Genomic DNA, 13,479 nt, shown 5'->3' on the forward strand with positions numbered 1-13,479 from the left:
ATCCGATGCACCGGACCGGTGTGCGGAATACGCTGCGACGATGTTGGTCGGAGTCCCCAAGGAGATCAAGAACCACGAGTACCGGGTCGCCATCACCCCGGCCGGCGTGGTCGAACTGGTGCGCCGCGGGCACGACGTGGTCGTGGAGACCGGCGCCGGTGCCGGATCGTCCTTCCCGGACCAGGACTACGTCGCGGCGGGCGCGCGGATCGCCGCGACCGCCGACGACGTGTGGGCGCGGGCCCAGCTGGTGCTCAAGGTCAAGGAACCGATCGCCGACGAGTACCACCGGATGCGCGCGGATCAGGTGCTCTTCACCTACCTGCACCTCGCGGCCAGTCCCGAGTGCACGAAGGCCATCGCGGACTCCGGTATCACCGCCATCGCCTACGAGACCGTGCAGCTGCCGGACGGCTCGCTGCCCCTGCTCGCCCCGATGAGCGAGATCGCCGGCCGGATGGCTGCCCAGGTCGGCGCGCACTGCCTCGAACGCGCGCAGGGCGGCCGGGGCGTGCTGCTCGGCGGCGCGCCCGGTGTCGCGGCGGGCAAGGTCGTCGTGATCGGCGCCGGTGTCGCCGGGATGAACGCGGCCACCATCGCGCTCGGGCTGCAGGCCGAGGTCGTCGTGCTGGACACCAACGTGAACCGGTTGCGGCAGATCGACTTCACCTACCGGGGACACCTGCAGACGATCACCAGCAACTCCTACGAGGTCGAGAAGGCCTGCCGCTGGGCGGATCTCGTGATCGGCGCGGTGCTCGTGCCGGGCGCGAAGGCGCCGATGCTCGTGAGCAACCGGCTGGTGTCCGAGATGCGACCGGGCAGCGTGCTCGTGGACATCGCGATCGACCAGGGCGGCTGTTTCGAGGATTCCCGTCCGACGACGCACGCCGACCCCACGTACCGCGTGCACGACTCCGTCTTCTACTGCGTCGCGAACATGCCCGGCGCGGTGCCGAACACCTCGACGTGGGCGCTCACCAACGTGACGCTGCCGTACGCGCTCGCGTTGGCGGACAAGGGTTTCGAGGCCGCGATCGCCGATGACCCGGCGCTCGCGAAGGGCGTGAACGCGGTCGGCGGGCGGATCGTCCTGGAAGGCCTGTCGGGGTGATCACCGAAGTCGTCGCCGGTTATCTGGATCATCTCGCGGTCGAGCGCGGCACGGCCCGCAACACTCTCGATTCGTACACCCGCGATCTGCGGCGGTACGAGGAACACCTGGCAGCACAGGGCGTGACGCGCCTCGACGGCGTGAGCGAGCGGCACGTGTCCGAGTTCCTGGCGGCACTGCGGGAAAGCGGGCTCGCCGCGTCGTCCGCGGCCCGGACGCTCGTCGCCGTGCGCGGGCTGCATCGCTTTGCCTGCAAGGAAGGTTTGGTCCCGCACGACGTCGCGCGCGCCGTGCACCCGCCGTCGCCGCCGAAACGGCTGCCGAAGGCGTTACCGGTCGACGACGTCCTCCGGTTGCTCGACACCGTGTCCAACTTGCGGGACAAGGCGTTGCTCGAGTTGCTGTACTCCACCGGAGCGCGCATTTCCGAGGTCGTCGGGCTCGACATCGATGACATCGACGCGGACGAGCGGACCGTCCTCTTGGACGGCAAGGGCGGCAAACAGCGGCTCGTGCCGGTGGGCCGGCCCGCGCTGGCCGCTGTGGACGCTTACTTGGTGAGAGCGCGACCGGCATTGGCCGCCAAGGGACGTGGCACGCCTGCGTTGTTCCTCAACGCGCGCGGCGGTCGACTGTCGCGTCAGTCAGCCTGGCAGGTCCTGAAAACGGCGGCGGAGGACGCCGGAATCCGCTCTCCCGTGTCACCGCACACGTTGCGCCACTCGTTCGCGACTCATCTGCTCGAAGGCGGCGCGGATGTTCGTGTGGTCCAAGAGTTGCTGGGGCATGCGTCCGTTACGACTACTCAGGTCTATACGTTGGTAACAGTTACGACATTGCGCGAGGTTTATGCGACCGCTCACCCACGTGCCACTGGAATGTGAGGCATCCACGGGTACGGTGTAAACGTGCCGAACTTGGACGAGCCGCTCCTCGAGGCGATCGACCTTCCCGCTGTGTTGCACGCGTTGAGTGATCCGACCCGGCTGGCCGTAGTACGGCAGATCCAGGTCGACGGCGAGCGCCTCTGTGGGGCGTTCGAAGTGGGGGTCGCGAAGTCGACGCTGTCACAACACCTGAGGGTGCTCCGGGAGGCCGGGGTGACGAGGACGCGATGCCGGGGCAACCAGCGATGGGTGTCGCTACGGCGCGAAGACCTCGACCGGTTGTTCCCCGGACTGCTCGACGTGGTCCTGTCGGCTGCCGCCCGATCGGATGTACCTGCTTGACCTCGTTGTGGACGTCCTCGGCGAGGCGCGTTGCCGCTGGCATGTGTGCCGCCTAGGCTGCGCCCGGAGAGACGACTACGAGCAGTGAGGTAAGCAGGCCATGTCGACACCCGAGCACGCCGAGCGCTACGCGCAGCGTCCTCCCGTCGACCTCAGCCTGGCGCCCCACGCCGCGCCCGTGGACGACGTCGCCCCCGAGCAGGTGGACGGCGTCGGCCCAGGTGGGCGGCCTCGTAGGTATGCCCCGGAGCCGCCGGCGATCGTGCACCACGGTCCGGCGAGGATCCTCGCGGTCTGCAACCAGAAGGGCGGCGTCGGCAAGACGACGTCCACCATCAACCTCGGTGCGTCGCTCGCCGAGTACGGCCGCCGCGTGCTGCTGGTCGACTTCGACCCGCAGGGCGCGCTGTCGGTCGGCCTCGGCATCCACCCGCACCAGCTCGACCAGACGATCTACAACGTCATCATGGAGAACGACGTCGGCGTGCGGGACGTGATCCGCAAGACCGTCGTCGACGACATGGACCTGCTGCCGTCGAACATCGACCTCTCCGCGGCCGAGATCCAGCTCGTCTCCGAGGTCGGCCGCGAGCACACGCTGGTCCGCACGCTGCGTCCGGTGATCGACCACTACGACTACGTGCTGGTGGACTGCCAGCCCTCGCTCGGCCTGCTCACGGTGAACGCCCTCGCGGCCGCGGACGGAGTGCTCATCCCGCTCGAATGCGAGTTCTTCTCGCTGCGCGGGGTGGCGCTGCTCATCGACACCATCGAGAAGGTCAAGGAACGTTTGAACCCCAAGCTGGAGATCACCGGCATCCTCGCGACGATGTACGACCACCGCACCCTGCACTCCCGCGAGGTGATGGCGCGCGTCGTCGAGGCGTTCGGCGAAGTCGTGTTCGACACCGTCATCAACCGCACCGTGCGTTTCCCGGAGACCACCGTCGCCGGCGAGCCGATCACCCGCTGGGCGCCGCGCTCGGCGGGCGCGCAGGCGTACCGTGCCCTGGCGCGCGAGGTGATCGCCCGGTGAACCGTCGCCCATCACTGCCGGGCGCGGCCGAACTGTTCCGGCTCACCTCGGCTCCTGACGTCTCCGATGTGCCCGCTCCTCCCGCTCAGCGGCGGGGTAGTGGCCGGACCAAACACACCACGAAGATCACCGTCTACGTGTCCGACGAGGAGCTGCTCGCTCTGGAGCAGGCGCGGCTGGAGTTGCGCGGGTCTCATGCGTTGGGTGTGGATCGCGGGCGGATCGTGCGTGAGGCCATTGCGATCGTGCTCGACGACCTCGAGGCTTCCGGCGCCGATTCGTTGCTTGTGCGTAGGTTGCGCGAGCAGTGACAGACGCTCTTCCTGATGACGGCAGATTCAAGGTCAGGCTGACGAACTTCGAAGGCCCGTTCGACCTTCTGCTGCAGCTGATCTCGCAGCACACGCTGGATGTCACCGAGGTGGCGCTGCACCAGGTGACCGATGACTTCATCGCGCATATTCGTGCCATGGGGGAGTCGTGGGATCTCGACGAGACCACCGAGTTCCTGGTCATCGCCGCTACATTGCTGGACCTGAAAGCGGCTCGTCTTCTGCCCGCCGGTGACGTGGAGGACGAGGACGACCTCGCTTTGCTGGAGGCCCGGGATCTGTTGTTCGCCCGGTTGTTGCAGTATCGGGCTTACAAGCAGGTCGCCGCGTTGTTTGCTGAGCTCGAGCAAGGGGCTTATCGGCGATATCCGCGATCCGTGGCTTTGGAGCCTCGGTTCCTCGGGTTGCTGCCTGAGGTGATGCTCGGGGTTACACCGAGTCGCTTTGCCGAGATCGCCGCGGCTGTGTTCCGGCCCAAGCCGCCCAAGACCGTGTCCACTTCGCACATTCACCAGCACCGGGTGTCCGTGCGGGAGCATGCCAACATGCTGCGCTCGCGGCTCTCCTCGTTGGGGACTGCTTCCTTCTCTGACCTGGTGGCCGACTGTTCGTCGACAATGGACGTTGTGGCTCGGTTCCTTGCGCTGCTGGAGTTGTACCGGGAGAAGGTGCTGGCGTTCGAGCAGCCTGATCCGTTGGGGCCGTTGCAGGTGACTTGGGTCGGTGGGGGTTTGGATTCGGCTTCGGTTGAGGCTTCGGAATTTGATGAGGACGAGGAATACGGATGACCGAGCCGACTGAGCGTCCTGAGTCTTCCGGCTCGTGGGACTTCGCCGCTTTGGATGCCGCCGGGGCTGCGCTCGCCGGGCGGGTTGGGGCGCGCGAGGCTGTCTCGGCGTCCGGGGCTCCGGCTGAGGCTGATCTTGAGGCCGCGGGGGCGCCCCCCGGTTCCAGTCTATCGGCGGGGTCTGACAATTCCGGGGCCGCTGACGAGTCCGAGCCCGAACCGGACGAGCCTGAAGTCACCGAGTCTGAACTGGTCGAGCCCGAACCGGTGGCGCCTGAACTGGCCGAGCTCGAATCGGCCGAGTCTGAACTGGCGGCGCCTGAACCGACCGAGCCTGAGTCCGCCGAGCCCGCCGGTGATTCCGATCTTGGTGGCGAGCCCGCGGGGGCGCCCCCCGGTTCCAGCGTATCGACGAGCACCGACAGTTTCGGGCCCGATCAGGGGTCGGCTGCCGAATCTGTGGACAACTCGCCCGAATCCGCCGCCGAGCCGGAGATCGAGCACGCCGAGCCCGAGCCTGAGCACGGTGAGCCTGAGCCCACGCCCGAGCCGGAGTCCGAAGCTCAGCCTGAAACCGAGCCCGCGCCTGAAACCGAGCCCGAACCCGACGCCGAACCCGGCCCCGACCCGGACGAGGCCGCGGTAGCCGCCGCCCTCGAAGCGGCGGAACTGGCCGACGCCAGCCCGGAGGAGATCGAAGACTCGGGCCTCCCGGACCTGACCGAAGACCGCGAGTTCGATGGCGCCCTGGAAAGCGTCCTCCTGGTAGTGGACAGCCCGATCCACGAGGACCAACTCAGCAGCGCCCTCGAACAGCCGGTTAAACGAATCAAGGAAGCACTGCGTAGGATCAGCGACCGGTACACCGAGTCCGGCAGCGGCATCGACCTGCGCAGGGTGGGTGACGGCTGGCGCTTCTACACGCGCGACCGCTTCGCTCCCTTCGTGGAGAAACTGCTGCTGGACGGCCAGCGGGCGAAGCTCACGCGTGCCGCGCTCGAGACGCTCGCGGTCATCGCCTACCGGCAGCCGGTCACGAGGGCTCGTATCGCCGCGGTGCGTGGCGTGAACGTGGACGGCGTCATCCGGACGCTCGTCGCGCGCGGTCTCATTGAAGAGACCGGCACGGACGGCGACACCGGTGGGATCCTGTACCGCACGACCGAACTGTTCCTGGAGCGGTTGGGGCTGCCGTCGCTCGCCGACCTGCCGCCGATCGCTCCCCTGTTGCCCGAAGTGGATGCGATCGACGATGTCTGACCAGGAAGGCGTACGGCTGCAGAAGGTGCTCGCCCAGGCGGGTATCGCGAGCCGCCGCGCCTCGGAGGAACTGATCGCGGAGGGGCGCGTCCAGGTCGACGGCAAAGTCGTCAGGGAACAGGGCCGCAGGATCGACCCACAAACGGCAGTGGTCCACGTCGACGGGGTCCGGGTCCAGATCCGCGAAGACGTCGTCACCATCGCGATGAACAAGCCGCTCGGCGTGCTGTCCACGATGGAGGACGACCTCGGCCGGCCGTGCGTCGGCGACTACGTGCGCAACCGCAAGGAGCGGCTGTTCCACGTCGGGCGGCTCGACGCGGACACCGAAGGGCTGCTGCTGCTCACCAACGACGGCGAGCTCGCGCACCGGCTGATGCACCCGTCGTACAACGTCATGAAGACCTACCTCGCCGAGGTGCCCGGACCGGTCGAGAAGGGCGTCGGCAAGCGGCTCAAGGCCGGGATCGAGCTGGAGGACGGGCCGGTCAAGGTCGACGCGTTCAAGCTCGTCGACTCGATGCCGGGCCGCGCGCTCGTCGAGGTCGTGTTGCACGAGGGGCGCAAGCACATCGTGCGGCGCCTGCTCGACGAGGTCGGGTACCCGGTGCGCAGCCTCGTGCGCACCGCGATCGGTGAGGTGCAGCTGGGCAACCAGCGGCCGGGCTCCATGCGGGTGCTGAACCGGCAGGAGGTCGGCGGGCTCTACAAGCTCGTTGGCCTGTAGGAGCCCCACCGACCCGTGCACCGGCACCGGTTCGGGGCGAGAGTGCCGGTGGTTCTCCCCCTGTACGAGATCAACGCTAGGGCGAACGGGTTGTTCAGCGGCCTTCCATGGACGCTGAACAAAGTTCTCTGAACAATGACGCCGTGCCCAGGCGCGAGCGCCCCCTCGACGCGGGCGAAAGCGAGTTGCTGCAGTTCGCGGCGGATCTGCGCAGGTTGCGGGAGCTTGCGGGAAGTCCTACTTACCGCGAGCTGAGCAAGCGTGCGCACTATTCCGCCGCGGCGCTCTCGGAAGCCGCGGGCGGACGGAAACTGCCGAGCCTGGCCGTCACCATTGCCTACGTACAGGCGTGCGAAGGTGACGCGCAGGAGTGGGAACGTCGGTGGCGCAACACCCTCGTGCACAACGGGCATGGGGACGGGCAGTCACCGTACGTGGGGCTCAAGCCGTTCCAGGCGTCCGACGCCGATCGCTTCTTCGGCCGCGACCGCCTCACCAGCGAACTGCTCGACCTGGTCGCACAGAAGCGGTTCATCGGCGTCTTCGGGGCGTCGGGCGTCGGCAAGTCGAGTGTGCTGAGGGCCGGGCTGATCGCGCGCACGGACCTGCCGGTGCTGCTGTTCACACCGGGCGCGGACCCGCTGGAGGAGTGCGCGATCCAGCTCGCGGCCCAAAGAGACGAGTCGGTCGTCGACATTCGCACGGCCCTGGAAGACCCGAAGAACCTGACCGAACTGGCCGACGGTCTGCTGGTCGTCGTCGACCAGTTCGAAGAGCTGTTCACGCTGTGCCGCGTCGAGCAGCAACGCGAGTGGCTCATCACCGCGCTCACGCACGGGCCGCACGTGGTCATCGGGGTGCGTGCGGACTTCTACGGCCACTGCGCGCGGTATCCCGGACTCGTGGACGCGCTGCGGGGCGGCCAGGTCATGGTCGGCGCGATGAGCGCTGACGAACTGCGGCAGGCCGTCGTCGAACCCGCCGCGCACGCGGGCGCGAAGGTGGAGACCGCGTTGCTCGCGCGGCTCATGTCGGACGCGGCCGGGCAGCCGGCGGTGCTGCCGTTGCTGTCGCACGCGCTCGCCGAGACGTGGGAGCGGCGCGACGGGATGACGCTGACCCTGCACGGATACGAACAGGCCGGCGGCCTGGAATACGCAGTCGCGCACACCGCGCAGACCGTCTACACGGGCTTCGACACCGCCCAACGCAAGCAGGCGCGGGAGATTCTGCTGCGGCTCATCGCGGTCGGCGAGGACACCGAGGACACCAAACGGCGGGTGCGGCGCAGCGAGCTGGGCGACGGCGGCGAGGTGCTCGACCGGCTCGTCGCCGCCCGGCTGCTCACGCTCGACGGCGACGGCGTGGAGCTCGCGCACGAGGCGCTGATCCGGTCGTGGCCGTTGCTACGCCAGTGGATCGAGCAGGACCGTGAAGGCCTGCGCGTGCACCGAACTCTTACCGACGCGGCCGACGCGTGGGAGTCGCTGGAACGCGATCCGGGCGCGCTCTACCGGGGTGTGCGGCTGGAACTGGCCCGTGAGTGGCACGCGCATTCGCACACCGAGCTCAACGAACGCGAACGGGCGTTCCTCGACGCGAGCGAGGCCGCCGACGCCGAGGTCGCCGCGGCCGCTCGCCGAAGAACCAGGCGCGGGCGCCAGCTGATCGCGGTGCTGCTCGTGTTGCTGGTGGTCGCCGTGTCGGCCACGGTCTACGCGTTGCGGGCACAGCAGACCGCGACCGAGGAACGGAACAAGGCGTTGGCGCTCAAGGCGGTCGGCGAGGCCACGGCGTTGCGCGCGAACAACCCGGCGCTCGCGCTGCAGGTCAACCTCGCCGCCTACGAACTGGCGAAGCTGCCGGAAGCCCGCAGCGGCCTGCGCTACGAGGCGTTCACCGGACAGATCCTGCGCAACGCGGGCAGCGAGGTCACCGCGATGGTGCTCAGCCCCACGCAGCAGCTGCTCGTCTCCGGGCACCGGGACGGCACCGTGCTCACCACCGACCTGCGCGACCAGCCCGGCACCCGCGCGTCCGTGCCCGCGACCAAGCACAACAGCGCGGTCGTCGCGATGGCGATCAGCCCGGACGGCCGCACGGTCGTCAGCGCCGACGCCGGCGGCGTGGTCCGCATCGTCGACATCGCGCTCGGCAAACCCAGCGAGATCGGCACCTTCCAGGCGCACGCCGCCGCCGTCACCGCCCTCGCGTTCCGCGGCGACACCCTGGTCACCGCGGGCCAGGACAACGCGGTGAAGGTGTGGGAGGGCGTGCCGAACGCCACGCAGAAGCTCGTCGCCACCTCCACCGACGTCGTCCCGAAGCTGCGGCACCTGGCGTTCGCCCCGGACGGCGCGACCATCGCCGCCGTGACGCTCGGCGGTGACCTGCTGATGGTCGACGTGCGCGCGGACTGGACGCTGCACGTCCGGGCGACCAGGCCACGCGTCGGCACCACGGTGTCGTTCAGCGACACGGGATCGCTGCTCGCGACGGCGAGCGGGAAAGGCGCGAACCTGTGGTCCACCGCGAAACCGGAACAGCTCGCCACCGTGGCCGGCGACGGCGGTCAGGTCTACGCGGCGCTGCTCAGCCGCGAGGGCAACACGCTGGCCACGGCCAACGAGGACGGCAGCACCCGGCTGTGGACGATCACCGATCCGCGTCAGCCGGTGGAGACCGCCCGGCTGATCGGCCACACCGGCCCGGTCACCGCGGTCGCGCTGATGCCGTTGGCGGACACCGTGATCACCGGCGGCGCGGACGGCACGCTGCGGCTCTGGAAGCTCGACGGGCGCGACCGGCTCGACCGCGTGTGCGAGCGAGCCGTGCCGCGGATGACAGCGGATGAGTGGCGGCACTTCTTCCCCGGACTGGACTTCCAGCCGCCGTGCCCGCCCCTGTAGATGGACGGGTGAGCCCTGGGGAAGCTCACCCGCCACGTTTTTCCCCTGCCAACCCCATATCGGACGGTGCCCCCCGACGGCAGCTCGTCCACCACCGAATGTAGGCGGGGTCGATCGGTTTGCCGAGCGTTTCGTGATCGCTCGAAACGTGGATTGCTATGAGGGGAGCTTTGCAAGCGCTGACCGCCATGAAGGGGCCCCTCATTGCAGATGCACGGGTCAGTTCAGCAGCTCCCAGCCGCGCTGGGTCAGGCGGTGTTTGACCGCTCGCCCGTCCCGTTGGGTGCTGACGAACCCCGCGCAGCGCAACGCCGTGGCGTGCTGCGAGGCGGTGGGCAGGCTGATCCCGACGTGCCGCGCGAGGTCCGTGGTGGACCGCTCGGTCGTCAACGCCCGCAGCACCTCGGTCCGCGTCCGCCCCAGAGCGCCCTCGAGGCTGACCTCGGTGGTCTCCGTGGCCGTGACCGGGTAGCACAGGATCGGCTGCGCCCCCGAGAACAGCGCCGCGGCCGGTCCGGCGGCATTCACCGACGGGACGACCAGCAGGCCCCGGCCGTTGAGGTGCACGTCGCCCTCCCACGACGACTCGACGTGCAGCACCGGCGCCTCCCACCGGATCGCCGGGTGCAGTTTCGCCAGCACCGCGCCGAGCCCGTCGGTGAACGCGTGACGCGCGCGGGACCGGATCTCGGCGTCGAACGTCTGCACGGTCTGGTTCCACGCGGGCGCGAGGCGCAGGCGGTGGTAGTTGTGCAACGCCGTCCGCAGCTCCATGCGGGCACGGGCGTCGCCGCGGGCGAACGACCGCAGCCACGGCGACGTCGTCCCCAGCGACGGCAGCCATGAACCCCCGGACGCGGCCTGCAGCACCTCGCCCACCGCGTCCACGAACTTCGGCTGCGGCGACGAGAAGAAATCCGGCACGCCGTGGCTCGGCCGGATCAGCTCGGCGAGCGGTGCGATCGCCGGCAGCATCGCGCGGTCGAAATCGCGGGCCCGTACTCCGAACACGAGTTCAAACATCGGCAACGGCGTTCCCGCGCAGCGCGTGTTCGCCAGGTCCTCCACGCCGAAGTGGATCCGCAAAGTGCGCGTTCCGCCGTTGATAATCACCGGCATCGACGGTAGGCAATGTGTCGACAGCATCTGAAGTCTCTCTCCCCCTGAGACGTGGACTCCCCGTTGGGTGGCGACGTTAGGGCGATCGGGTTGTTCAGTGTCAGGACGTGGACGCTGAACAACGGGGTCTGAACAATGAGAAGGGCGGAGGGGGAGGCGTCTCATGCCACGTGGCGAGCGCCCGCTCGGCGGCGACGGGGGAGCGTTGTCGCAGTTCGCGGGCGATCTGCGCAAGTTGAGGGACCGGGCGGGCAAGCCGTCGTACCGCGAGCTGGCCAGGCTCGCGCACTACTCGGCCACGGCGTTGTCCGAAGCCGCCGGTGGACGGAAGTTGCCCAGTCTGGCGGTGACGCTGGCGTACGTCAGCGCTTGTAACGGCGACGTCGAGGAGTGGGAGTCGCGGTGGCGGGAAATCGCGGCCGAGGAATCCCAGGAGATCGCCGCCGAGTCGCCGTATGTCGGCTTGTTGTCCTTTCAACCGGAGGACGTTGACCGTTTTTTCGGGCGTGAACGCCTGACCGTCGAAGTGGGTCTCGCGGTCCGCGAACGATCTTTCGTGGGTTTGTTCGGCGCTTCCGGATCCGGAAAGTCGTCGGTCCTGCGCGCCGGTCTCGTGCCCCGCCTGAACGCACCCGCCCTGGTGTTCACGCCGGGCCCGCGGCCGCTGGAGGAGTGCGCGACACGGCTGGCCGAGTACACCGGCACCTCGGCGGTCGACCTCAGGGAGGAGCTCGCGCGGGACCCCGCCAACCTGCGCCGGCGGATCGAGCGGCACTGCCCCGGACTCGTGCTGGTCGTCGACCAGTTCGAGGAGGTGTTCACCCAGGCCGCCGAGCCGGAACGGCAGTGGTTGATCAAGGCGCTGACCGGCGCGCCCAAGACCGTGATCGGCGTCCGCGCGGACTTCTACGGGCACTGCGGCAGACATCCCGAGCTGGTGGACGCGCTGCGCGGCGGCCAGGTGCTGGTCGGCCCGATGACGCCGGACGAGCTGCGCCGCGCGATCACCGAACCCGCCGCGCGGCTGGGCGTGAAGGTCGAGACCGCGCTGGTCGCCCGGCTGGTCGCGGACGTCGCCGGGCAGGCCGCCGCGTTGCCATTGGTGTCGCACGCGATGGCCGAGACGTGGCGGCGCAGGCGCGGCATGACGTTGACGCTCACCGCCTACGTGGAGGCGGGCGGCGTCGAACACGCCGTCGCGCGCACCGCCGAGGCGGCGTTCTCCTCGTTGTCCAACGACGAGCAGCGCTGCGCCCGGCTGTTGTTCCTGCGGCTCATCGCGCTCGGCGAGGGCACCGAGGACACGAAACGCCGGGTGCCGCGCGCCGAGCTCGACATCGCCGACTCATTGCTGGATCAGCTGGCCGCCGCCAGGCTGATCTCGCTGGACCGCGAGTCCGCCGAGCTCACCCACGAGGCGCTGATCCGGTCGTGGCCTCGGCTGCGCGACTGGATCGCCGAGAACCGCGACCGCCTGCGGACCCACCGGCAGCTCGTCGACGCCACCGCCGTCTGGGAGGCCGACGGCCGCGACCCCGACGCGCTGTACCGGGGCGTGCGGCTCACGCAGGCCGAGGCGCTCGGCGATCTGATCGGCTGCCGGGAGCGGGAGTTCCTGGACGCGAGCGCCGAGCTGGCCCGCGAGCACCAGGCGGAGGAACGGCGGCACACGCACCGGCTGCACCAGTTCGTCGTGATCCTCGCCGTCGTCGTGCTGCTGCTCGGCGGCACGGCGGTCTACGCGTTCCTCGTGCAGCGCGAGGCGACGAAGGCCGCCGACGCCGCGATGTCGCAACGAGGTGCGCTCGAAGCGACGCTGCGGATGGGATCCGAACCCCATGCCGCCGCCCGCACCGCGCTGGCCGCCTACAGCGCGGCGCCCACGGACCAGGCCCGCGACGCGTTGCTCAGCGCGTATGCCGCGAGCCGCCGGGCGCTGGCCGGACCGCCCGCGACCTTCGGCGGTGCCGCACCCGTCGTCGCGCCGGGCGGAAACTTCCTCGTGGCGCGGGACGGCTCCGGGATCCTGCGGCTGTGGAGCCTGTCCGGGTACAACCTCGTCACCCGCGGCCCGCTGGGTAACGCGAGTGAGCACATCGTGTTCAGCGCGGACGGCCGGTACCTGGCGGTGCACGACGAGAGCTACAACGTGCAGATCTGGGATGTCGGGGATCCCGACCACCCGCGCAGGATCCGCGACATCGCCGGGCCGATGGCCGTGTCCGGCCTCGACCTGGCGACCGGGGTGGTGGTCGCGAACCGCATGATCCGCGATGCCGATGGCAAATGGCAGCCGCGGTCCCCGGCGATGCTCTGGGACCTGCGCGGTCCCGAGCCTGAGCAGATCTTCGTCGGCGGGGACCTCGTCAAGGCCGTCGCGATCCACGGCGACCTGATCGCGGTGGTGCGCAACGACATGCGGGGCGCCGGCTTCTCGGTCGAGCTCCACCGGCTCGGCGGCGGACGCGTGCCGGAGCACCTGTCCTCGGTCACGGCGAAGATCCCGTACTTCGAGGCCGTCACGTTCAGCCCCGGGGGCCGGTTCCTGGTGGTGCAGGGCAACAATCAGGCCGAGGTCTGGGATCTGTCCGATGTGGACACACCGTGGCACTGGCTCGGACCCGCCGACGTGAGCGCCGGGGGGCCGATCGGGTTCGGCGCCGACGACACCACTCTGCTGGCGATGTCCGGCGACGTGCTGCGGCTGTACTCGCTGCGCGATCAGGGACAGCTGCGCGAGCTGGGGACGATCACCAGCACGATGAGCGGCTTCTGGCGGGTGACCGCGCAGTCGCCGACGAGTTTCGTCGCCCAGAGCACCACACCTTCGGGTGGCCTGCTCCTGTTCTCCACCGACGTGGACCAGGTGGTCCGGACGATGTGCGCGGACCCGTTCTACTACGTTTCGGAGGGGGACTGGGCGCGTCTGTTCCCGGACACGCCCAGGAGGTCGGTGTGTCGATGAT

11 protein-coding genes are annotated in these 13,479 nt (G+C 69.3%); 10 read left to right on the top strand and 1 reads right to left on the bottom strand.

Annotated features, from left to right (window positions below):
• Positions 1-40: 40 nt before the first annotated feature.
• The 9 genes from ald (at position 41) to QSK35_RS33570 (ending at position 9,394) form a co-directional block, all read left to right on the top strand.
• A complete protein-coding gene (gene ald / locus QSK35_RS33530) occupies positions 41-1,114 on the top strand; it encodes an alanine dehydrogenase (protein ID WP_285751677.1) in 1,074 nt (357 codons plus the stop codon).
• Positions 1,111-1,998, top strand: a complete 888-nt coding sequence (gene xerD, locus QSK35_RS33535) for a site-specific tyrosine recombinase XerD (protein WP_502881758.1) — start codon at positions 1,111-1,113, stop codon at positions 1,996-1,998. The genes ald and xerD overlap by 4 nt, the downstream gene beginning before the upstream one ends.
• A gap of 24 nt (positions 1,999-2,022) precedes the next feature.
• Complete coding sequence (locus QSK35_RS33540; RefSeq protein ID WP_285751678.1) at positions 2,023-2,343, top strand: ArsR/SmtB family transcription factor; 321 nt, start codon at positions 2,023-2,025, stop codon at positions 2,341-2,343.
• Positions 2,344-2,443: 100 nt separating this feature from the next.
• Positions 2,444-3,379, top strand: coding sequence for a ParA family protein (locus QSK35_RS33545; RefSeq protein ID WP_285751679.1), 936 nt, complete (start codon positions 2,444-2,446; stop codon positions 3,377-3,379).
• Positions 3,376-3,690 (top strand): hypothetical protein, encoded by a 315-nt coding sequence (locus QSK35_RS33550; RefSeq protein ID WP_285751680.1) that lies wholly within the window; start codon positions 3,376-3,378, stop codon positions 3,688-3,690. Before QSK35_RS33545 ends, QSK35_RS33550 begins: the two co-directional genes overlap by 4 nt.
• A complete protein-coding gene (locus tag QSK35_RS33555; protein WP_285751681.1) occupies positions 3,687-4,499 on the top strand; it encodes a segregation and condensation protein A in 813 nt (270 codons plus the stop codon). The genes QSK35_RS33550 and QSK35_RS33555 overlap by 4 nt, the downstream gene beginning before the upstream one ends.
• Positions 4,500-4,957: 458 nt before the next feature.
• On the top strand, positions 4,958-5,758 hold the full coding sequence (scpB, locus tag QSK35_RS33560; protein WP_285751881.1) for an SMC-Scp complex subunit ScpB: 801 nt from the start codon (positions 4,958-4,960) through the stop codon (positions 5,756-5,758).
• Positions 5,751-6,485, top strand: coding sequence for a pseudouridine synthase (locus tag QSK35_RS33565; RefSeq protein WP_285751682.1), 735 nt, complete (start codon positions 5,751-5,753; stop codon positions 6,483-6,485). The genes scpB and QSK35_RS33565 overlap by 8 nt, the downstream gene beginning before the upstream one ends.
• A 143-nt stretch (positions 6,486-6,628) precedes the next feature.
• On the top strand, positions 6,629-9,394 hold the full coding sequence (locus QSK35_RS33570; protein WP_285751683.1) for an nSTAND1 domain-containing NTPase: 2,766 nt from the start codon (positions 6,629-6,631) through the stop codon (positions 9,392-9,394).
• A 219-nt stretch (positions 9,395-9,613) separates the two neighbouring features.
• Here QSK35_RS33570 and QSK35_RS33575 read toward each other — a convergent pair whose 3' ends face one another.
• A complete protein-coding gene (locus QSK35_RS33575) occupies positions 9,614-10,513 on the bottom strand; it encodes an ArsR/SmtB family transcription factor (protein ID WP_285751684.1) in 900 nt (299 codons plus the stop codon).
• Between the two features lie 163 nt (positions 10,514-10,676).
• Between QSK35_RS33575 and QSK35_RS33580 the strand changes: the two genes are divergently transcribed.
• Positions 10,677-13,478 (top strand): nSTAND1 domain-containing NTPase, encoded by a 2,802-nt coding sequence (locus QSK35_RS33580; protein ID WP_285751685.1) that lies wholly within the window; start codon positions 10,677-10,679, stop codon positions 13,476-13,478.
• Position 13,479: the final 1 nt, after the last annotated feature.

The sequence above is a fragment of the Lentzea sp. NBRC 105346 genome, from assembly GCF_030269605.1.
In the GTDB taxonomy this organism is placed as follows: domain Bacteria; phylum Actinomycetota; class Actinomycetes; order Mycobacteriales; family Pseudonocardiaceae; genus Lentzea.

Coding starts and splice junctions, on each gene's coding strand:
- ald (WP_285751677.1), top strand. CDS start 41: ATGTTGGTCGGAGTCCCCAAGGAGATCAAGAACCACGAGTACCGGGTC.
- QSK35_RS33545 (WP_285751679.1), top strand. CDS start 2,444: ATGTCGACACCCGAGCACGCCGAGCGCTACGCGCAGCGTCCTCCCGTC.
- QSK35_RS33565 (WP_285751682.1), top strand. CDS start 5,751: ATGTCTGACCAGGAAGGCGTACGGCTGCAGAAGGTGCTCGCCCAGGCG.
- QSK35_RS33575 (WP_285751684.1), bottom strand. CDS start 10,513: ATGCCGGTGATTATCAACGGCGGAACGCGCACTTTGCGGATCCACTTC.
- QSK35_RS33580 (WP_285751685.1), top strand. CDS start 10,677: ATGCCACGTGGCGAGCGCCCGCTCGGCGGCGACGGGGGAGCGTTGTCG.